This window comes from Pseudomonas sp. TH37, assembly GCF_016650735.1.
GTDB lineage: Bacteria > Pseudomonadota > Gammaproteobacteria > Pseudomonadales > Pseudomonadaceae > Aquipseudomonas > Aquipseudomonas farris.
In genome coordinates, this window is the sequence record NZ_JAEKFD010000006.1 from 341,343 (window position 1) to 361,561 (window position 20,219).

Sequence of the window (20,219 nt, forward strand, 5' to 3'; positions counted from 1 at the left end):
AATAGGCTGTTCGAAAAAAAGAACGAAAACGCCGCATTTGCCTATTTTTTCAGATCAGCGTAGCAATCGTAGGTTACGCTTTTGAAAAAGGCAGACGATTCAGCAGCATGGACGCCTGCAGCGCATATGAGTATCATGGCGCCCGCATTGCACCAGTAGCTCAGCTGGATAGAGTACTGCCCTCCGAAGGCAGGGGTCGTGGGTTCGAATCCCGCCTGGTGCACCATACGTAGAAACGAGAAAGCCTCAGATCTTAGGGTCTGGGGCTTTTTTGTGCGCACAAAAAAACCGCCAAAGCGGTTTTTTCATTCTGTCGTCCAGTCAAACTCGTCGTAGTCATCATCCTCTTCGTCCTCGACCACTTCATCATCAAGGACGTCTTCCTCAAGCGCTTCTTCTGCCTGCTTCGCCAGAAGAAACTCCTTACGACTCTCAGTCACTGCTCGCCGTAGTTCCTCACCCTTCACCGGGCAGTTGAGCATTTGGGCGATGCGGTCGATTTTTTGTGCCACGGCATCCTCCAACGCATCGGCTATAGGCCGATAGTGCGCGCTTTCGGGTGTCGATGCCAAATTTGCCGACCGCTGTTCACCTCATTTCTTCTGCAAATCCTTGAGTCGGGCCGTGAGATTTTCCTTGGGAAAGCGCTTGTGCAATGTCGTCAGCAGCGCCTCGGCGGCTTGGGTTTGTCCGGTGTCTTGCAGGTGTATCACTTCACGTAATTGATCATCCAGTGACTTGGTCGGCGCGGCTAAGCGTTTACTGACTTTTGCTTCGTCCGCCATTTCGCTATTGATCGACTCGCGCTGCAACGGCGCCGAGAACTCCGCCATGGGCGCAGCAGGTGCCGGCGCGGATATAGCGCCGGTCGGTGCCGCCTGGGACCGGGCAGCGGCTTCCGGTTTGGCGGCCGGGGCGGACGTTTTAGGCGCTGGCGCGAAGTCATAACTCGGCAGTTGTTCCGGTGTGCGTTGCACCAGTGCCAGCATCAGCGCGACGCCGACGAGGCTGGCGAATGCCACTTGCCAGCGGGGTTGTTGGCAGGCGCGGAGCCAGCGTTGCCACAGGTTCGGCTTCGGTGCCGGGGCTTCGCGGTGTGCGGCGGCCAGGATGAAGGCGTCGAGATGCGCCGGTGGTTCGCCGGTTGCGTGGTCGCGAAAATGCTTGAGCATTTCATCGTCAGGCGGTGGCGGTGTTTGTCGGGCGTCAGTCATGTCAGTACCTCCTCGGCCAGCAGCCGACGCAGTTTTTGCTGGGCGTAGCGCAAGCGACTTTTGACGGTTTCCAGCGGTGTTTCGGTGAGGGTGGCGATCTGCGGCAGGTCGAGGTCGCCGTGGGCGCGCAGCAGGAACACTTCACGCTGGTCGGCGGGAAGGGTTTGCAGGGCGGCTTCGAGGCGTTGACCGTCGCGGCTCAGGCTCAGCAGTTGTTCGGGGTCGGCTGCGTCATCAATCAGGGCGTGGGTTTGTTCGTCATAGCTGTCGTGCAAGGGGTTGTGGATTCCGTGTTTGCGCCAGTGATCGATCAGTCGGTTGCGGGCAATCTGGTAGAGCCAGGTACGAAAGTTCGCCCGGCCTTGTGGCTGACTGGTGCTGCGGATCAGGCTCAGCCAGGTTTCCTGATACACCTCTTCGGCCAGTTCAGGCTTGCCGCTGAGGCCGAGGAGGAATCGATAAAGGCCTTGGCGATGACGGGCGTACAAAACTTCGAACGCCGGCCCGTCGCCGGAGCGATAGCGTGCCAGCAGCGATTCGTCGCTGCTGGCGGCTGAGCTGATTGCAGAATCGGACATGTCAGCGCGGGCCTCTTTCACTCTATCCGGTTGTCGTTGGGCTGTTGATTCGAGGCGGTCGGGGTTCGCAGGCTCTGCGCCAACTCCACCAATTGCACGAATTCACTGCGCAGGCCGAATTGATCATCGCCTCGTGCGCCACGGGCCAGGGTTTCGGTGTCCTTGAGGCTGAAATTACCGGTATAACGCCCGTCCTTGAGTTGCTGGGAAAAGGCAGCGACGGCAGCGGCAAAGCGCAGATCATTGCTGGCTGCCGAGAGTTTGCCGGCCTCACCACTCAGGATTGGCCGCTCGATCAAGCGACTATTCCCACCTTCCGGCAACTGATAACGCACTCGCAGCATCGCCAATTCCCCGGTTTTTGCGGAAACATCGGCCGCAGGATTGCCATAGCGCAGCGGTTCCAGCCAGCCCTTCTCACCCTTGGGCACAATTTCATACAACGCTGTCACCGTATGCCCTGCACCGATTTCTCCGGCGTCGACTTTGTCGTTGCTGAAATCCTCACGCTTCAAGGCGCGATTCTCATAGCCCAACAGCCGATATTCGCTGACCTGGGCCGGATTGAACTCCACCTGCAGCTTCACGTTCTTCGCCACCACCGCCAGGGTCGAGCCGAGCTGATCCACCAGTACTTTGCGCGCCTCGCGCAGGTTGTCGATGTAGGCGTAGTTGCCGTCGCCAGCGTCGGCCAGTTGTTCCATCAGGTGTTCATTGTAGTTATCCGCACCAAAACCCAGGGTGGTCAGGGACACGCCGGTTTTGCGTTTATCCACAGCCATCTGCTTGAGGCTGTCGAAGTCGCTGATGCCGACGTTGAAGTCACCGTCGGTGGCCAGCAGGATGCGGTTGATGCCTTTGGGGATAAACGCCTGTTGCGCCATTTGATAGGCCAGTTCGATACCCGACGCGCCGGCGGTCGAACCGCCTGCGGTCAATTGATCGATGGCGGTACGAATTTTCGCTTTTTCACGGCCGGAAGTCGGCTCCAGCACCACGCGCGATTCTCCGGCATACACCACCAGCGAAACCCGGTCCTGCTCGCGCAGTTGATCGACCAGCAATTTCAGCGTGCTTTTGACCATGGGCAAACCTTCGCGCCGGTCCATCGAGCCAGACACGTCCACCAGAAACACCAGGTTCGCCGGGGCCAGCTCCGCCACCGCGCGATCAGATGCCTTGATGCCGATGCGCAGCAAGCGGGTATGCGGGTTCCAGGGCGACGGCGCCAGCTCGGTGGTCAGGCCGAATGGCGAGCCATCGGTGGGCAAGGCGTAATCGTAGGGGAAGTAATTGACCATTTCTTCCAGCCGCACCGCCCCCTCGGGAGGCAAGCGCCCCTGATTGAGCAAGCGCCGGACGTTGGCATAAGCGCCGGTATCGACATCGGCACTGAAGGTCGAGACCGGTGCCTCGGCCACGCTGTGAATCGGGTTATCGGCCAGCGCCTGATATTGCTCCCGCTGCTCATCCCGATAGCCCTGTGGATAAGCTTCACCGGCCGGCATGGGCGCGAAAGCGACCGACGGTGCCGGTCGCGCGTTGCGCTTGGCCTGCGCGGTATCCGCCATGACCGCCTCGCGCACCAACGCTTCAGTTTTCAGCGCACCTTGAACCGGAGGCGCAACCGCTGCCGGGCTGTCTATCTTAGAGTCTGGCGTGGATGAAGCGCCGCAACCGGCAATGGCCAGCAGCAACCCGGCGGCGAAACCCTGGGCTGCAGGGCAGAGGTAGTGCAGAGGGAGGGACATGGGGGCTGACCTCAGGAGGAAATTGACTCATTCATCCTCTGAGACGGACAGCCCGTCAGCTTCGGGTTAACTCACCAAAAAAATCTTCAGCGGTGATAACGCCGCACCACGCTGCTGTTTTTCAGCACATGGCCTTTGATCTGCTCCATCAGCTGCGCGCGGGTCAGGCCGGCAGGCAAGGCGTCTGGCGCCAGGTCCAGGGCGTAAAGCTGAATGAGGTAGTGGTGGGAGCTGTCGCCGATGGGCGGGCAAGGGCCGATGTAACCGGTGGTACCTTTGCTGTTGCTGCCGCCCACGCCTTCGAGGGCGGATTTGGCGCCGACGCCGGCCGGGATCTGGCGCGTCGAGGCTTTGATGCCGTAATGAATCCAGTGATCGACGCCCAGGCCTTTCTGGCCGTCCGGGTCGTGCATGACGATGGCGTAGCTGAGGGTGCCCGGAGGGCCGGCGTTCCAGCTCAGGGCCGGGGACTGGTTTTTGCCGCCGCAACCGTTGGCATCGCTGGCCGCCACCGACGTGAACAGGCGATTGTCCGAAACACCGGGAATGCTGAGGGTGAAACGCTCCTGGGCCTGCGCCGGAAACTGCACGCAAAGGGCGACTGCAACGGCCGCCAGCCAAGGGTTCAAAGAGGTCAATCGGGTCATACCGGAGCACCTTTGTGCGGGTGGGGGCCGTCGTCGGCTGGCAAACTATAGCCGGACCGTTCGTGCGGTGGCAGCAGGAATTGGCTGAACCTCGGAATAGGCGCCAAACTCTTAAGTGAAACACCTGCCTGGAGATCGATCATGGCACTGCACCGCGTCGCCCGTTTCGCCGATGTGCCCCAAGACCGTGGTCTTGAGGTTCGGATCGACAAGATGAAAATCGTCTTGCTGCGGGTCGGCGATCAATTGCGCGCTTATCAGGGCAAATGTCCCCACGCCGGGGCTCCCTTGGCCAAAGGCGCGCTGTGTGAGGGACGGCTGATTTGCCCGTGGCACAAGGCGGCTTATCGGCTCGAAGACGGCGCGCTGTGCGAGCCCCCGTCTCTGGACAGTTTGCGGCGCTACCCGCTGGAGTTGCGCGACGATGAGGTCTGGGTCGATGACCAGCCGATGCCTACCCCCAGCACTCCACCGGCGGACGATAAGCGAACCTTTGTGATCATCGGTGCCGGTGCCGCAGGTACGGCTTGTGCGGCGGCGCTGCGAGAGAAAGGTTTCGGTGGCCGGGTGTTGCTGATCGACCGCGAGCCCGAGGCCGGTTACGACCGTACGGTATTGAGCAAATTCGTGATTGCCGGGGAGATGCCGCTGGACGAAGTTCCGCCTCTGCGGGATGAAGATTTTTATCGTGAACAGCGCATTGAACGGATAAATAGCGATGTGATGGGCCTGGATGCACCGAACCGGACTCTGCGCCTGGCCGATGGTCAATCGCTGAGCTATGACGGCGCAGTGATCGCCACCGGCGGCGCTCCCAACCATCTTTCACTGCCTGGCGCCGATCTGCCACAGGTGTTCGTATTGCGTTCGAAAGCGCAGGCGCTGCAGATTCTTTCAGCCGCCAAACCCGGTCAACGGGCAGTGATTGTTGGCGACAGTTTCATTGCTCTGGAGTCCGCCTCTTCCCTGCGTCAGTACGGCCTGGAGGTCACTGTCCTGGCCCGCCATGCCATCCCTTTCGAGGCGCAATTCGGCGATGCCGTCGGCAAGGCAATTCGTGCCCTGCACGAGGCCAATGGCGTGGTGTTTCATACCGATGGCGAAGCCGCGCAGATCGAAGGCACAGGCAAGGTCGAAGCGGTGCTGCTGGATAATGGTCAGCGCTTGCCGGCGGATCTGGTGCTGGTTGGCATTGGCGTCACCCCGGCGACCACCCCGTTTACCGATCTGCCGAAGGAAAAAGATCAGTCACTGAAGGTCGACGGCGGAATGCGCGTGGCTGACGGGCTCTGGGCCGTCGGCGACATTGCAACCTTCCCGCTCAACGGCCAGCCGCAACGGATCGAGCACTGGCGCCTGGCTCAGCAACAGGCGCGAATTGCGGCGGCGAATATGCTCGGCGGCGATGAGCGCTACCTCGACGTGCCGTATTTCTGGACCTGGCACTTCGGCAAAAACTACGACTACCTCGGACATGCCGAGGCTTGGGACGAGGTTGAGTTCAAGGGCGATCCTGACCACCCACCGTTTATCGGCCTGTTCGGCAAGAACGGCGTGGTGGCGGCGGCCGTTGCCTGCGATCAGGAGCGGGCCATGGCAATGCTCGCCGAACGGATGAAACAACCGCTGTCGGTGGATGAGGCCTGGCGGCTGATTCGGGACGTTGGCTGACCGACCCAAACAACAGGAACGTACCAGGCTCAGACGTGGCTCAGCGGCTCTCGGTTATCGTCATCTTCGGCTGACAGGCGGATAACCAGCGGATGCTCCAGCGGCGCCAAAGGCGGCGGTAGGTCAGCCGGGTCGACCGGGAAGAAGTGCGTAACGACATGGCTGACATCGCCATCTTGATCGTTATGAATGGTCATCGAGCCCGGCGTGCGCAGTTTCGCCAGCCGGTCGCCGGTCAGCTTGAAGCTTTTGCTGAGCCCCTGATCATCCACCACCGGCGCCGGCAAACGGCGCTGGGCGAAGCTCTTGCTTTTACGCTGTTGATAACGCGCCCACGTGATCAGGATCACCGCATTCAACAACGCTATCCACAGGTAAATCTGCAACGTGCCGAGGGCGTCGAAAAAAGACGCATCGATGCGCGGGCCCTCATGGGTATCGATCAACGGCCACAAACCCCGCGCCAGCAAATACAGCAGACCGACCCAGGCGAGCACGGTGAGAAAAACATCGATCAAGACCAGAAAGGGCCGCTGCCGGGTTCTGATGATTTTCATTTGATGACCTCCTCTTCATCGTCATTCAGCGGCTTGATGCCCCGGTCCGGGCTGACCCAGCGCGCGCGCTTCTGATGTTGGCCGAACAGCACTTTGGGAAAACTGACCAGGGTGGTGAACAAGCTGATAAGCCAGAACACCAGCGGATACCAGACCACCCAGAACATGGTCTTGCCCAGGCCCTTTTCATAACGGCGGTCGATCAGGATGCTGACCGCGAACTGCACCAGGCAGACCACCGCCAATAGCAGACCGGTAAACGCCGGCGGCATCAGGTGATCGACGGCAATGGCTGGCGGCATTTCGACAAATTTGCCGACGCCCCAGAAAATCACCGACAGCAGAAAGGTGAACGCCCAACCGGTGGACAGGCAGTATTCGAACAGCAGCGGCCAGAGGTAACGATGGCGGTATTGCCAGATGCCACGGATGTTCTTGAACAGCACCTCGGCGCCGCCCTGGGCCCAGCGCAGACGCTGCTTCCACAGGCCACCGAGGGTTTCCGGCATGAGGATCCAGCACAACGCGCGGGGCTCGTAGAAAATGCTCCAGTGATCCAGTTGCAGCTTCCAACTGATGTCGATGTCTTCAGTGATCATGTCCGGGCTCCAGTAGCCGACCCGGTTCAGGGCCGTGCGACGGAAGGCGACAATCACCCCGGAGACGGTAAAGATCCGCCCGAACACCCGTTGGGTGCGCTTGATCAGGCCGATGATCGACGAGAACTCGCCGACCTGCACGCGGCCGATCAAGGTCGAACGGGTGCGGATTCGCGGGTTGCCGGTCACCGCGCCCAGTCGCGCATTGTCGAGCATCGGCGCCACCAGATACGCCGCGGTGTTCGGCGCCAGCAGCGCGTCACCGTCGATGCACACCAGATATTCGCTGCGCGCCGCGATGGCGCCCATGCGCAGGGCCACGGCTTTGCCCTGGTTTTCCGCCAGATGCAGCACCCGCAAACGCGGATCCTGCAACGCCAGTGCATCGAGCACCGCGGCGGTATTGTCCTTGGAGCCGTCGTTGATCGCGATCACTTCGATGTTCGGGTAATGCTGGGCCAGCGCCGCGTGGATGGTATCGGCGGCGTTGTCGCCTTCGTTGTAGCAAGGGATCAGGATCGAGATCAGCGGTTCGCCGGCCAGCGGTGGCGGTAAAGTGTCGTCCTGCCACGGCCAGTGCCGCTCCCAGTGCAACCAGAAATACAGGCCGCCGGCAATCCACAGTCCCGACATGAACAGTGGATAGAAGAACACGAAGTCCATCAGGAATTGCCCGGTGAGCAGAAAGATCAGCCCGAGGGGAACCCCAAGGACGATCGCCAGAACCAGCAGGGCTAAAAGTCTGTCCAGCATGTTATGGATTCCACTTGTTGGAGAGCGCGGGCCGCACGGTTTTCAGGTCCGGCTGGTTCTCGAGGAAGTTGTCCGGGTAGTAGCCGAAACTGGTGGCGCCCTGACGCTTGAGGCGGCCCATCCAGTCAGCCAACTGTTCGCCGTCGATGTCGGCGTCGGCGTTTTTCGTCCAGTCACGGGCCTGCAATTCGAACACCGTGCGGTCGAGTGCGCCGGGGCGCGATTTCACCGTCGCCACCAGCGTTTCGAGCCAGGGGCCGGATTGCTGGAGGCTCTGTTTTTCCATGAGTGGCATGGCCATTGGCGCCGTCCAGTCGTAGGCGCTCAGGAAGTCATCGAGGTTCTGCGCGAACCAGGCTTCGCTCTCGGGGTTGAGCATTGGCTCGGCGAAAATATTGCGCGCCGTTTTCACTTGCGGGCCACGAATGGCGCGGACCTTGGCAGTCAGTTCGTGAGTGAAATCGATCAGGTAGCGGCTCTTGAACCGCGTCCAGCGTTGCAGCATGGCTGGATCCGCACGCAGGGCGGCAATCGAACCGGGTAGACCGTTGGCGGCATAGACCTTCAGGGCATCAGGCCCGGCGTCTTCGAAGTCCGACAGCACCGCGTCATCGTGATAGAGGATGCCGTCGACCGAGGTCAGGCGTGCCACGTCTTCGTAGATTTCACCGATGATGCGCCGCACGTTCGGATCGAATGGCGACAAGCGCTTGTACTGATCCGGATCGATCGACGTGGTAGCGGTTTTCGGGTCCCAGCGAGTGACCCGTGGCAACTTCGAGTCCAGGGCAAAACTCAGCACCGGCATCCACGCGAAGACCTTGACGTTAGCCCGAGTACGCAACTGCCAGGCCACGCGGTCGAAGAGGTCGGCGCGCACCGGCAGGTGACGGTTGGGGAAGTACAGCGAATGCACCAGGCCATCACCGGCAGGGTCGGCGAAGGCTTGCAGGAATACGGTGTTGGCGCCCATGTCGGCCATGCGCTGGATCAGTTTGCCGAGGTTGATTTCCTGTTGGGCCGGGTCCGCGTCGTAGACGTTGTCCAGGTCCACATGCACCACGCGCATCGGCGATTCAGCCTGCACCGAGACGATGCTGTTGGCGAAGTGTTCGCCATCCGGGTCCGAGGCCACCAAAAAGCGCGGGCTGCTCATCAGGTCGTCGAGGGCATCGAGGCCGTCTTCCAGGGTCAGGGCCATCTGATAACCCTGTTCGTTGACCACTTGCAGCGAGGTGCCGTCCGCCGCGCCGTATGGCCAGACCCAGACACGTGGTTTGTAACCGGTGACCTTGCGGATTTTCTCCGAGATGGCCGCCACGTCGGCGCGCATCCGGGCCTGGAATTGGGCTTCGGTTTCATAGCGTCCATTAACAGCGTCATAGCGCCGGGTCGCGGCCGCCGGTTGCAGGTTGCCTTGCGGGTTGGCCAACACGCCTTTGTGGCTGGCGTCGGTGTGGGCGGCGATTTCCACCAGGCCGGATCGGGAAATCTCGCGGATCTGCTCCCAGGTCAGGAAGTCCGAACGCTTGCGCGGTGTACCGGCAAAATCCACCGGCTGGTTCAGCGGCGTATCGATCCATACCCCGACCGGTGCCAGCAAGGCATGCCAGTTATAGGCGCGCAGTACTGGCAACACGCGGGTGTAGAAGCTCGAATAACCGTCGTCGAAACTCAGCATGATCGCCCGTGGCGGCAGTTCAGGGCCGCCGTTGCGAGCGGCCATGACCTGGTCGACGGTGACCGGTTGGTAGTTGTTCTCCCGCAGCCACGCCAGTTGCTCGAGCAGGCGTTCGGTGCGCACGGCCACTACCGCCTGATCGGGATCACGGTCTTCGACATCGTGGTAAGAGATCCCGAGTACGTGGTTTTTCGGCCACGGCTTTTCATTGGCCGACACCGGGCGTTCGGACGGCGGTGCGAAGGCCGGGGCTTGCTGGGCGCAGGCGCTGATCAACAGCGCTCCCAGCAGAAGGATGAAACGCGAAATAAAAGGCATCTTCAAACTCTTCTAGAAGCGGTAAGTGAGGTCGACGAGCAGGCGCAGATCGGTTTCGCGGTCACCGTCATAAGGCCGGTTGATCACGCTCAGCAGGCCACCCACCTCGAATACGTCGTTCCAGCTGTAGCGCTGGCCGTAACCCAGCAGGCCGACGCCGCCGGTCCCGTGATCACGCTGGCTATAGGTGCCCGCACCGGCCTGGAACTGTTGGCTCCAGGAGGTTTCGTAGCGGTGATAGAGCACATGGTTGACGTTCACCGTCGGCAGCACGCTGAAGTCGGATTTTGGGTTGAAGTACGGCACGTCGTCGGACTTGGAGTTATGGCTGGTGCCGACCTCCAGGCCGAGGTCGACTTGTAACCCCGGCGCGCGGTAAACACCCTCGCGTCCGGTGAGCAACGCTTCGACACGGTTGTTGCCGTCACTGAAGTGCGAGGGGCTGACCGCCAGTCTCCACTCGCGGCTCTCATTGGCGCGCCAACGGATGAAACCGCTGCCGCCATTGGCGGTGATGTCGCTGTTCAAGGCCCGCAACGGCGTTTGCGCCGACAGGTATTCGAGGCTGCCGCCGTACTGCCAGTGATCGTCGATGTCTCGGGCAATCGCCAGGCGCGCGCCCTGTTTGTCACCGAAGCCATAGGAATGATTGGAGACTTCCGCCTCCAGGGTCATATCGCGAGTCCGGCGTTCTAGCCCGACGCGCTGAAAGCGATGGTGGCCGGTGCCTTCCTGGAAGTCGCCGGTGGCGTAACCGGCACCGACGAACACACGCCAGTCTTCATCGATGGGCGGGCTGTACAGCGTGGTTTCGATGCCGAAATCGCGACTGCCGTTGACCGCCCCGGCGTCGCCGTTGCCCCCGCCATAACTCTTGCCGCCGTAGGCCTCTACCCGCAGCTCGGCCATGTCATGGACTGCACGCTGACGCTGCAAACGCTGGACCTGACGGTTGTCCGGAAAACGCGCGACCACATCGTCGGTCAGCGCATCCATCTGCCGCCATTCCTGTAGATCCATGGCGGTGTGGCCTTGCGCAACTTCCAGGCCGATGTCCCGCGGCGCCATGCTCTCGGTTTCCTTGAGCTGATTCTCGGCGCGCCGTGGCCAGTCCCGGGCCAGGTACAAATCGGCCTGGGCCAGACGCAGGCCGAGGTTGCCCGGGGCCTGATCCACCAGCGTCTGCAAACGCTGCTCGCCCGACGGCAGATCAGCGCCGTAGGTGCCGGCCTGGGCGGCGAGTTGCTGCGCGTCCATCCATTCATCGTTGGGATTGCCCACCGGCAAGCCCTTGAGCTCGACCCGTGGCTTCTGGGTCTTGGCCAAGTCTTCAGCGACCTTACGCGCCTCATCGGCCTTATCGCTTTCGAGCAAGGCGTAATAGAGCGCGGTGCTGTCTTCCAGGCGGTCGCCGACATCGGCATCCGGCGCCACCAGCACCTGACGATACAAATCGGTGGCGATTTCTGGCTGACGCTGGTCCAGATAGGACGACGCCACCCAACGCAGGGCGTAGGTCGGAATCTTCACACCTTCGGCGAGCAGCTTCTGGTATTCGGCGATCACATCGGCGGTGCGTGCACGGGCCTTGAGGGCGCCCATGCGATCGATTCGCCAGCGGATGACGTCATCGTGGGCCTGAGGATCCGGCGTCCATGTCGTCAGCAATTGGTCGTAATCGGCCAGAGCCCGATCAGCGATCAGATAACGTTCTTTTTCGCTGCGAGTGGCCAGCTCGGCCAACCGCACGCGTTCTGCGGCCAGGTCACCTTCGAGGCGTCGCAGTGTAACCGGGTCCAGCAATCCCGGCCGCTGACGCGCCAGGCGCAAGGCCGGTTCCGGCAAACGGGCGCGTTGCAGGGCAATCACGTATTCCCGAGCGACGTCGGGCTTGCTGCCAGCGCGGATGAAGGCCTGGTCGTATTCAAACAATGCGTCGTAGGTGGCGCCGGCGCGGGTCAAGGCGTAGGCCAGGGCCAAGCGGCGGGAAGGATCATCCGGTTTCGCCGCCACCAGCGCACTGGCGCGGGCAACCGCCTCGTCAGGTTTACCGGCATCGGCCTGGGTCATCGCCAGCCCCAGCTGCAGGTCGGCATTTTGCGGTTCAAGGGCCAGGGCCTTGTTGTACACCCGGGTCGCCGAGTCCCAGCGCTTGAGGTTGCGATAGGATCGCGCGGTGGCGGTCAGGGCCTGAACCGGCAGCGCACGATTGTGCCCCTGGGTTTCATAGACCTGGACCACTTCGGCGTCCAGCCCCGCCCAGCTGGCGATCTGCAAGTGATCGCTGATCTGACCGGTGGTGGCCTGGTTTACCGGTACCTGGCGCAATACAGTCAGCGCAGGCGTGTAGTTGCCGGCCCGTGCATCGCGAACCATTTGGTCGTAGGGGGTGTCGGCGAGCGCCAGCATCGGCCACAGCAACTGGCCGCACAGCGCAACGCGAAACAAGGGGCGCAAACCACGATGAATAAAGGGACCAGCAATACACGGCATTCGTCAGCATCCTTACATGGCCAGCCGGGTCGCAATGTCCCTTGCCCATTCGTAGCGGAAAGCCGGGTCGAAAGACCCAGCCAAGCTTTATCGATGCAGTCTTGCATGCAAGCGTAGTCGACTATTCAGAACACAAGAATTCTTCAGATTCGTGACGCTCCGGTTCTCTGGTGCCAGTCAGCCAAGCGCAGCCCCTGTGGGAGCGGGCTTGATTGACTGGCATTGGAACCTCCTCCCCCTCTCCCCGTTTCGAAACCCCAGACAGCAAAACGCCCGGCGTCTGCGTGTTGCAGAGGCCGGGCGTTGCGCTGAAGCCTGCGGTTTTACTGGATGCTGACGTCGCCCGTGCCGCCGAGTTTGCTCATCACGAAGCCGACAAATTCTTCGAGGGTCATTTTCTGGCCGTTGAAGTCCACCTGATTGTTGGCGTAGTGCAGCTTGGTGACGACGTTGTTGCCGTCCAGTTTCGCCAATTGCGTGCCGACCGCCATGCTGCTGAACATGTCGGCGGTTGCGCTCGCCTGATCGGCGATGAGCTTGGCGTCGGTCTGGCCGTCGATTTGCGACTGCACGGTGAGCACGTCAACCAGCATTGGCTTGGACACCAATAGGTTGAAGTCCAGCAGCGCGATCAATTGCTTGACCAACTGGTCTGGCGGCAGGTCCATGGACTGCGGTTTGGTCAGGTCCAGCACCAGGTTGGCGCGGCTTTCGCCGTTGCTGGTATTGAACGACAGGTTTTCCAGAGCCACCTGCGGGCCGGCGGCCAGCAGTTTCTCCAGGCCGGTCTTGACCTGTGCCTCTTCGGCCGGCGTCAGGTTCAGTTCCGGCGCCGGTAGACCAGCGGCAGCGGCTTCAGCGGCGGCCTTCTCGTACGGTTGCAGTTTGGTCTGGTAGATCTGCATCAGCGACATCGTTGACGGGATGTCGAGGTTTTTCAGGCTCATGGCCATCTGCGCAGAGCCGATAACTTTGCCGTTCAAGGACACTTCACCAACCTTGTAATCGGCACGCCCTGAAGCGTTGGTGCCCGATTCCTCAGTCTTGTTCTTCATTTCAAAGTTCTTGACGCCGAGTATCGACTGTTTGGCGCCGAAGGTGGTCTTGCTGTTGGTCAGCTCGATGGTGTTTTCGCCGGTGTAATAGCCGTACGTGCTTTTGTTCAGGTTACTGGCCACGGTCAAGCCGTTGAGCTCGACCTGCACCGGGGTCTGATCTTCGGCCACGGTGGTCAGCTTCAGGCTGTCCATGTAACCGTCAGCCTTGACCTTTTGCGCCTGGGCACTGGCGGCTACGTCGAGTTTCATGCCGGAGAAGGTCAGCTTGGATTTGTCATCCAGTGCTGTTTCCAGCGGCAGGAATTCGAGGGTGCCCTTCGTGGAGTTGTCGTAGCCGATGTTGACCACGCCTTTGACCGGGGAATTGTCCTTGGCGGCCGCAAACCACTTCTCGGTCAGCGGAGTCTTTTCCAACTCGTAGTGACTGGTGGCCAGGACCGGCAACCACTTCAGCGATACCAGACGCGAAAACGGCAGCGGGCCGTGTTCGATGCGGTCGACGAACAGCAACTCGACCGGCGCTTCACCAAACATCTCGCCCTCGCCCTTGAGGCGGTAGTGCGCGGTGCTGCTGAACACATGGCGGTCCAGCGACACCAGCTCCAGCGATGCCGTACCGTTGGAACCAGCCAGCGCGGCTTGCAGCTCTTTGTTGGCGTCGGCGATCGAGGTGTTCAGCACCCCATCGAGTTTGGAGCCGGTGTACCACGCACCGCCAGCGCTGATTGCACCGATGGCCACGACAATTCCTAGAAGCACGCCTGCTGATTTATTCATGAAGTACCCGTTCAGTGTCCGTTGTTGAAAGTGTGGTCGTCTTCCCTGAACCCATGACAGGTTGCGGTCACGACTGCGCTAAAAGTGGGATGGAGATTAGCATTTGCGCCGCAAAGCGGCTCAATGATTAAAGGTGAAAGAGTGTCTATGGATCGCGCAGAAGGGGCGATAGTTTCAGCGGCTGTAAGATTGCCATCGCGGGCAAGCCCGCTCCCACAAGGATTGCGCTGAACCTGTGGGAGCGGGCTTGCCCGCGATGGCGTCAGTCCAGCCAACCTCAATTCAGGAATACTGAACCTCAATCTCATCCAATTGATGATCAAAACTCTTGAGCCGCGCTGTCCACGTATACACCAGCACTTCAAAATCCCGATTGATCACCGCCCCGCCGGTCACTTCCGCGCGCGGGTCGCAGAAATCCAGCTGATAGCGTTCGCGGGCCATGGCGTTGGCGACATCAGACAGCTCTCGCGCATTGTTGAGCCAGTGCCACCCCTCGTCGGCCACTTGCTTGTCCAGCGCCAGGCATTGTTTCTTCAAGGTTTCGAGGCTTTTTTCCAGCGGCGTGCCGGTGAGTTCGCCCATGACTTCCTGGAAGGTGCGCCCCGGTTGCCAGTAACTGCCCCAGAAATACCGGTCGAACACCGTTTCGACGCGACGCAAAGCCACCTTGGTGTCCCAGATCAGCACCAGGGTTTTGCCTTGTTCGAGTTGTCGTTTCTTGATGCGCTGGCCCTGTAATGAAGCCCAGGCGACCACCACGATAGCCATCACGGCGATCAACGCCACTGCGCTGTCGAGGAATATCAGCGCCGTGTCGAGCTGGTGGGCCAGCATGACGCCGTAGAAATAGGTGGCCGACAGCAAAACCAATGCTGCAATGGCGCACCAGAAGCCGGGAGCGTAAGGGTTTTTCATTATTAGATCCCCATGACCAACGCAAGCCTTGATCGACGGGTTCGCCGCGCGCCCCCATCAAATCAAAGCATAGCAACGGCCTCAGGGTTTGCCGGGTTGTGACCCTTGCGTTCGTCCGCTTTCCCAGCCGCCACCCAAAGCAAGGAACAAATCGATCTGGCTCATCGCGACTTGGGTGCTGGCCGAGGCCAGTTGCGCCCGTACGTCGGTGTAGGTGCGGGTGGCTTGCAGGTCAGCCAAAAACGACGCGCGGCCGGCCTGAAAGAAGCGGTGGGTCTGGTCGGCCGCCAGTTGCGCCGATTGCTCGGCATCTGCCAACGCATCGCGGCGCTGAAGCTGCGCGGAATATTGCGCCAGGCCGGTCTGAGTTTCGCGGATGGCGTTGAGCACCACGCCATCGAAATGCGCCAGCGCGCCTTGGGTCGCGGCCTCGGCCTCACGGATTCGCGCGCGGGATCCGTTGGACGGCACGGTCCAGCTCAGCAACGGGCCGAAGCCCCAGCGATTGGTCGCCGGTTTGCCGAGGTTTTCCAGAATCCCGACCGTACCAACGGTCGCGCCGATGCTGATGTCCGGGTACAACTCGCCGGTTGCAATACCGATACCGGCCGTCGCGGCCGCCAATCTGCGCTCGGCCTGCCGCACGTCGGGTCGACGCTTTAGCAGCGTGGCGCCGTCACCCACCGGCAACAATTGCGCAATTTTCGGCAGCTCAGCGCAGTCGCTGGTGCCTGCAGGCAATTGCTCGACCGGTTTGGCCAGCAGCATCGACAAGCGGAACAGTCCGGCCTGACGTGCCGCTTCATAACGCGGCAATTCGGCGCGCAAGGATTTGAATTGGGTTTGTGAACGGGTGACCTGGGTTTCATCGCCGCGCCCGGCATCGCGCAAGCGCTGGGTCAGCTTGGTGCTCTGGGCTTGCAGGTCGAGGGAATGCTGAGCGATTTCCCGCTCTTCGTTGGCCGCGCAGACCTGGGTGTAAGCCCGCACCACATCGGCCACCAGCGTGATGCGCGCGGTGTCCGCTGCCGCCTGAGTCGCATCGGCATTGGCTTTGGCCGCTTCGATGCCGCGCTGCAATGTACCAAACAGGTCGAACTGATAGGACGTGGTGATGCCGATATCACCGACGTTGGCCACCGGCACTTTATCCGCCAGCAAGAACGCCTCGCCAGACTCTTGCAAACGCTGGGCACCGACTTTCACGCCACCGCTCCAACCGCCCGCCGCCTGCGCTTCGTCGACCTGAGCGCGAGCCCGCGAAAGATTCGCCGCCGCCACCCGCAAATCAGTGTTGGAGGCCATGGCCTGCTGCACCAATTGGTCCAGACGCGGATCCTGATACAACCGCCACCAATCGCTGGGCACCGGTGCCGAAACGACATTTTTGCCGTTCACCGCCAGATCGCCCTGAAAGTCGTCACGGTGCACGGCGGCCTCGTCCGGCAAGTGATAATCAGGCCCGACCACCTGACAGGCCGACAGCAGCAGCCCTAACCCGGCCACCGCCAATCCAGAGGCCCTGCTCATTGCGCCGGCTCCCCGGCTTGATCGTCGATGATCGACACCGTGGCCGTGCGGCCGGCAATCATGCGGAAGTCCGCTGGCACCTCGTCGAAAGCGATTCGTACCGGAATCCGCTGCGCCAGCCGCACCCAGCTGAACGCCGGATTGACGTTGGGCAACAGGTTGCTGCCGCTGCTGCGGTCGCGGTCTTCGATACCGGCGACGATGCTTTCCACATGCCCGCGCAGCCGAGCGCGGTCGCCGACGACCCGAATATCGACGCTCTGGCCGACATGAATGCCGTCCAATTTGGTTTCTTCGAAATATCCATCGATGTGGAACGAGTTGCTGTCCACCACCGACAATACCGGCCGCCCGGCGGTGACGAACTCCTGGGAACGCGGCGCCCGGTCGTTAACGTAGCCATCCACCGGGCTGCGGATCAGCGAGCGGTCAAGGTTGAGCTGAGCGCTGTCCACCGCCACCTGCGCCTCCATTAACGCCACTTCGGCGCGGGCGACACGGGACTGGCTTTCTTCCAGTTGTTCGGCCGGGACCAGGTTGCCGAGGCCACGGTTACGCTTGGCCTCGCGCTGAGCCTGGGCCAGGGTTTCCTGGCGGTCGGCGACGGCCGCTTTTGCCTGGCGCAACGCCAGTTTGAAACGGTCCTGATCGATACTGAACAGCACCTGGCCGCGTTTCACCCATTGGTTGTCGCGCACCTCCACCTGCTGGATCAGTCCCGACACGTCCGGGGCGATCTGCACGATGTCGGCGCGGATGTGCCCGTCCCGGGTCCAGGGCGCGAACATGTAATACATGACCATGCGCCAGACCACGACAACGGCGAAGGTCACGATCAACAGCGTCAAGACCACGCGGCCGAGGGTCAAAAAAGGTTTTTTCATGTCATCAGGTATCGACTGAGTGAATCCACGGCGCCGAGGAGCAAGGCGTAGAGACCCACGTTGAACAATGCCCGGTGCCAGACCAGACGGTAAAAGTGCAGGCGCGTCAGCAACCCGTGCACCAACAGGTACAACACGTAGGTAATGCCCATCAGCACCAGCAGCGTGGGCAGGAACACCCCGCTGATATCCAGATCACCGATCATAAAGGCGCTCCATCGATGCCATGGGGAAGCGGTTCTTCGAGCTCGCCTGTGCCGACGAACTCCACACCCGGCAGCAAGGCCAGGCGCAAGCCGCTCAGGGCGTGCAGCAAATGCAGACGGGCGCCGTCGTCGCACTCGGTATCGAGGGCGCGACGGGTGCGGTCGAGAGTCATCAGCAACGGGCTCGGCGCTGGCAGACGTTCGTCGGCCTTGAGACAGGCCTTGAAGTACTCACCGACTTCGGCCACCACTTGCTGCAGCAGCACCTGCGGCACGCCCACCACACGCGGCGTATAGGCCAGCAGGTCGAGCAGATTCAACGCCACGCGTACTTCCCGCAGCGCGATCCCGGTGTCCTGGCCGGTCATGGCCAGCCGCGGCAAGTGCTGCATCAGGCGATCGAGGACCTGCACGCCCAATTGCCGGTGTTCGGCCAACGAAGCCGGCTCGGTGAGGCTGACGATGTCGCGCCAGCTGAAACGGGTCAGGCGCTTGGCCGCCAATTCCGCGCCGAATGGCCGGGCGATCAGGGTCCAGATGAACGCGAACAGCAAACCCATGGGACCAGCCAGGTTGGAGTTGGCGAAGCTGAGGAAGTCCGCGTCGTAGGCGCCCTGAATGCTGATGAAAGATGACGTGTTGACGATGGTCAGCAGCATGCCCAGGTAGAAACGCGGCTGCACCGTCAGGGTGCCAACGCAGATGAACGGGATGGCGAATGCCAGCACCAGCATCGGGAAGTCATGCAGGTTCGGCAGGATCAGAAACAGATAGAGGCTGGCGAACAGCACCGACATCGCGGTCCAGAAAAAGAACCGGTAGATCTGCGGCGCCGGGTCGTCCATCGAAGCGAAAAAACTGCACGCCACCGCCGCCAGAATCACCGCACTACCGCCGTCGGTCCAGCCGAGCAGAATCCACAGCACTGAGGCGACGATGATGGCGGTGACCGTGGACGCGGCCGAATAGAGCATCAAGCCACGGTCGAGAAACGGCGACAGCCGACCGAGGCGCCAGTGCCGATACACCGCGCGCCAACTGTCCTGGCTCTCGCACTGAATGGCGTATTGCAGGCTGCGGCAGTCTTGCCACACATCGATCCATTCGCCGAGGCGATACAGGGCGTTGGAGAACAGCAGCTGCTTGCGGTCGTCCAGCGCCTCGGCATTCGGTTGCAGCGCTTCGAGCTGGTTTTTCAAGGCCTGCCAGCGGTCGAGGTCCGCGTCTTTATGGTCGAGCCATTCGGCGGTCGCGGTCAGCAGTGGCGCGAACTTATCCACAAGCTCCGGCGTACGCCGCTCGAGGGCATAGAGCGTGTCGTCGAGGGCATCGATCACCGGCAGCAGATGGATCATTCGCCCGCGCAGTTCCTTGGTGTTACGCACTGTCTGCGGCCGCGCGCCCTCGTGGGGCAACTGACCGATCATCAATTCCAGGCTGTTGAAGTTCGCCACCATCGATGAACGCAGGGCGCTGACTTCGTCCGGCTGCACGTTGCGACTGAGGAAGCGCAGGCTGTAGGTCGAGGCATCGGCGAACCATTTGTTCACCGAATCGTTGAACACCGGCGCCAGCCGCCGAGGCCAGAACATCGCGCCGACCACTGCCGCGCAGGCGATGCCGAGAAAGATCTCTTCGGTGCGCGCCTCGGCCACGTCCCACACCGCCAGCGGGTTATCCACCACCGGCAATGCAATCAGCGGCAAGGTGTAACCGGCGAGCATCAAGGCGTAGCTGTTGGCGGTGCGCAGGTGCAAGGACAGGAACAACAGAATCCCGGTCCACAGCGCGATCACCACCACCAGCACATAAGGGCTTTGCACAAACATCGGCACGAAAAAAACCGCCGCCGCCGCACCGAGCAACGTACCAACGGCGCGGTACAACGCCTTGGAGCTGGTAGGACCGACGAACGGGCTGGAAACGATATACACCGTGGCCATCGCCCAATACGGACGGGGCATTTGCATGAGCATGGCGATGTACAGCGCAATCATCGATGCCGCGAACGTGCGCACACCGTAGAACCAGTCTCGCGCCGGGGGCACGCCGGTGAAAAATCCGCTCAAGGTTGAGCTACCGCTGGATGATTGGCCGCTTCGAAAGCTTTCAGTACCCGCAGCGCCGCTTCCAGATCACTCGGGGCGATCCCTCCGAGCACTTCATGGCGCAAACGCACCAACTCGACTTCGACTGCCTGCACCAGCTCGCGACCGGTCTCGGTCAGGCTCAGGCACTTGGCGCGGCGGTCTTGGGAGTCTTCGGTACGACAGACGTAACCGGCATGGCACAGCTGATCCAGCAAACGCACCAGAGAAGGACTCTCCATCCCCGCCGCCTGCGCGACCGTCACCTGCCGCACACCCTCGCCCAAACGCCCGATCATCAACAACGGCACGGCACAGGCTTCGGAGATTCCATAGTTGACCAGCGTGGTCTGACAGATTTTCCGCCAATGCCTGGCGGCCACCACCATGGAGCTGCTGATGTTCATCTGGAGAGCGTCGAGGTTCTTTGGCACGAGGGGATGCACACACTGTTAGTTTGCTAACTATCAATATGGCATTGGAGGGGAAAGTTGGTC

General features: G+C 61.4%; 17 protein-coding genes and 1 tRNA gene. 2 read left to right on the top strand and 16 right to left on the bottom strand.

What is annotated here, in order from left to right:
- Positions 1-149: 149 nt before the first annotated feature.
- A tRNA-Arg gene (locus JFU11_RS18030) sits at positions 150-226 on the top strand.
- Between the two features lie 79 nt (positions 227-305).
- On the opposite strand, the gene JFU11_RS18035 is transcribed toward JFU11_RS18030, so the two are convergent.
- The 5 genes from JFU11_RS18035 to JFU11_RS18055 all read right to left on the bottom strand — a co-directional run bounded on the left by JFU11_RS18035 (position 306) and on the right by JFU11_RS18055 (position 4,190).
- On the bottom strand, positions 306-572 hold the full coding sequence (locus JFU11_RS18035) for a hypothetical protein (protein WP_207189013.1): 267 nt from the start codon (positions 570-572) through the stop codon (positions 306-308).
- Positions 573-593: 21 nt separating this feature from the next.
- Positions 594-1,214, bottom strand: a complete 621-nt coding sequence (locus JFU11_RS18040) for a hypothetical protein (RefSeq protein WP_201061628.1) — start codon at positions 1,212-1,214, stop codon at positions 594-596.
- Positions 1,211-1,792 carry an RNA polymerase sigma factor gene (locus JFU11_RS18045; protein WP_095054474.1) on the bottom strand — a complete coding sequence of 194 codons (582 nt, stop codon included), beginning with the start codon at positions 1,790-1,792 and terminating at the stop codon, positions 1,211-1,213. Before JFU11_RS18045 ends, JFU11_RS18040 begins: the two co-directional genes overlap by 4 nt.
- A gap of 17 nt (positions 1,793-1,809) precedes the next feature.
- Positions 1,810-3,543 (bottom strand): VWA domain-containing protein, encoded by a 1,734-nt coding sequence (locus JFU11_RS18050; protein ID WP_201061630.1) that lies wholly within the window; start codon positions 3,541-3,543, stop codon positions 1,810-1,812.
- 86 nt (positions 3,544-3,629) lie between these two features.
- Entirely contained in the window at positions 3,630-4,190 is a 561-nt protein-coding gene (locus tag JFU11_RS18055) for a YbhB/YbcL family Raf kinase inhibitor-like protein (RefSeq protein ID WP_201061632.1), read from the bottom strand.
- Positions 4,191-4,331: 141 nt separating this feature from the next.
- On the opposite strand from JFU11_RS18055, the gene JFU11_RS18060 reads away from it, so the two are divergent.
- Positions 4,332-5,861, top strand: a complete 1,530-nt coding sequence (locus JFU11_RS18060) for an FAD-dependent oxidoreductase (RefSeq protein WP_123719059.1) — start codon at positions 4,332-4,334, stop codon at positions 5,859-5,861.
- A 29-nt stretch (positions 5,862-5,890) separates the two neighbouring features.
- On the opposite strand, the gene pgaD is transcribed toward JFU11_RS18060, so the two are convergent.
- The 11 genes from pgaD to JFU11_RS18115 form a co-directional block, all read right to left on the bottom strand.
- Positions 5,891-6,418: a poly-beta-1,6-N-acetyl-D-glucosamine biosynthesis protein PgaD gene (gene pgaD / locus JFU11_RS18065; RefSeq protein ID WP_201061634.1), complete on the bottom strand. Its 528-nt coding sequence runs from the start codon at positions 6,416-6,418 to the stop codon at positions 5,891-5,893.
- Positions 6,415-7,770 carry a poly-beta-1,6-N-acetyl-D-glucosamine synthase gene (gene pgaC, locus JFU11_RS18070; protein ID WP_052962937.1) on the bottom strand — a complete coding sequence of 452 codons (1,356 nt, stop codon included), beginning with the start codon at positions 7,768-7,770 and terminating at the stop codon, positions 6,415-6,417. Before pgaC ends, pgaD begins: the two co-directional genes overlap by 4 nt.
- A 1-nt stretch (position 7,771) precedes the next feature.
- The gene (pgaB, locus tag JFU11_RS18075; RefSeq protein WP_201061636.1) at positions 7,772-9,769 is read right to left on the bottom strand and encodes a poly-beta-1,6-N-acetyl-D-glucosamine N-deacetylase PgaB; all 1,998 of its coding nucleotides are present in this window, start codon (positions 9,767-9,769) and stop codon (positions 7,772-7,774) included.
- A 12-nt stretch (positions 9,770-9,781) separates the two neighbouring features.
- On the bottom strand, positions 9,782-12,262 hold the full coding sequence (pgaA, locus tag JFU11_RS18080) for a poly-beta-1,6 N-acetyl-D-glucosamine export porin PgaA (RefSeq protein WP_201061638.1): 2,481 nt from the start codon (positions 12,260-12,262) through the stop codon (positions 9,782-9,784).
- Between the two features lie 323 nt (positions 12,263-12,585).
- Entirely contained in the window at positions 12,586-14,097 is a 1,512-nt protein-coding gene (locus JFU11_RS18085) for a YdgA family protein (protein ID WP_123719055.1), read from the bottom strand.
- A gap of 282 nt (positions 14,098-14,379) precedes the next feature.
- On the bottom strand, positions 14,380-15,015 hold the full coding sequence (locus JFU11_RS18090; protein ID WP_123357223.1) for an NADH:ubiquinone oxidoreductase subunit N: 636 nt from the start codon (positions 15,013-15,015) through the stop codon (positions 14,380-14,382).
- Positions 15,016-15,096: 81 nt separating this feature from the next.
- Positions 15,097-16,545 (bottom strand): TolC family protein, encoded by a 1,449-nt coding sequence (locus JFU11_RS18095; RefSeq protein WP_201061640.1) that lies wholly within the window; start codon positions 16,543-16,545, stop codon positions 15,097-15,099.
- Positions 16,542-17,429 carry an HlyD family secretion protein gene (locus tag JFU11_RS18100; RefSeq protein WP_123719052.1) on the bottom strand — a complete coding sequence of 296 codons (888 nt, stop codon included), beginning with the start codon at positions 17,427-17,429 and terminating at the stop codon, positions 16,542-16,544. Before JFU11_RS18100 ends, JFU11_RS18095 begins: the two co-directional genes overlap by 4 nt.
- A complete protein-coding gene (locus tag JFU11_RS18105) occupies positions 17,426-17,635 on the bottom strand; it encodes a DUF1656 domain-containing protein (protein WP_030128598.1) in 210 nt (69 codons plus the stop codon). Before JFU11_RS18105 ends, JFU11_RS18100 begins: the two co-directional genes overlap by 4 nt.
- The gene (locus JFU11_RS18110) at positions 17,632-19,704 is read right to left on the bottom strand and encodes an FUSC family protein (RefSeq protein ID WP_201061642.1); all 2,073 of its coding nucleotides are present in this window, start codon (positions 19,702-19,704) and stop codon (positions 17,632-17,634) included. Before JFU11_RS18110 ends, JFU11_RS18105 begins: the two co-directional genes overlap by 4 nt.
- Positions 19,701-20,129 carry a MarR family transcriptional regulator gene (locus JFU11_RS18115; RefSeq protein WP_201061644.1) on the bottom strand — a complete coding sequence of 143 codons (429 nt, stop codon included), beginning with the start codon at positions 20,127-20,129 and terminating at the stop codon, positions 19,701-19,703. The genes JFU11_RS18110 and JFU11_RS18115 overlap by 4 nt, the downstream gene beginning before the upstream one ends.
- Positions 20,130-20,219 lie beyond the last annotated feature (90 nt).

Coding starts and splice junctions, on each gene's coding strand:
- pgaB (WP_201061636.1), bottom strand. CDS start 9,769: ATGCCTTTTATTTCGCGTTTCATCCTTCTGCTGGGAGCGCTGTTGATC.
- pgaA (WP_201061638.1), bottom strand. CDS start 12,262: ATGCCGTGTATTGCTGGTCCCTTTATTCATCGTGGTTTGCGCCCCTTG.
- JFU11_RS18115 (WP_201061644.1), bottom strand. CDS start 20,129: ATGAACATCAGCAGCTCCATGGTGGTGGCCGCCAGGCATTGGCGGAAA.
- JFU11_RS18105 (WP_030128598.1), bottom strand. CDS start 17,635: ATGATCGGTGATCTGGATATCAGCGGGGTGTTCCTGCCCACGCTGCTG.
- JFU11_RS18040 (WP_201061628.1), bottom strand. CDS start 1,214: ATGACTGACGCCCGACAAACACCGCCACCGCCTGACGATGAAATGCTC.
- JFU11_RS18095 (WP_201061640.1), bottom strand. CDS start 16,545: ATGAGCAGGGCCTCTGGATTGGCGGTGGCCGGGTTAGGGCTGCTGCTG.
- JFU11_RS18090 (WP_123357223.1), bottom strand. CDS start 15,015: ATGAAAAACCCTTACGCTCCCGGCTTCTGGTGCGCCATTGCAGCATTG.
- pgaC (WP_052962937.1), bottom strand. CDS start 7,770: ATGCTGGACAGACTTTTAGCCCTGCTGGTTCTGGCGATCGTCCTTGGG.
- JFU11_RS18045 (WP_095054474.1), bottom strand. CDS start 1,792: ATGTCCGATTCTGCAATCAGCTCAGCCGCCAGCAGCGACGAATCGCTG.
- JFU11_RS18060 (WP_123719059.1), top strand. CDS start 4,332: ATGGCACTGCACCGCGTCGCCCGTTTCGCCGATGTGCCCCAAGACCGT.
- JFU11_RS18055 (WP_201061632.1), bottom strand. CDS start 4,190: ATGACCCGATTGACCTCTTTGAACCCTTGGCTGGCGGCCGTTGCAGTC.
- JFU11_RS18050 (WP_201061630.1), bottom strand. CDS start 3,543: ATGTCCCTCCCTCTGCACTACCTCTGCCCTGCAGCCCAGGGTTTCGCC.
- JFU11_RS18085 (WP_123719055.1), bottom strand. CDS start 14,097: ATGAATAAATCAGCAGGCGTGCTTCTAGGAATTGTCGTGGCCATCGGT.
- JFU11_RS18100 (WP_123719052.1), bottom strand. CDS start 17,429: ATGAAAAAACCTTTTTTGACCCTCGGCCGCGTGGTCTTGACGCTGTTG.
- pgaD (WP_201061634.1), bottom strand. CDS start 6,418: ATGAAAATCATCAGAACCCGGCAGCGGCCCTTTCTGGTCTTGATCGAT.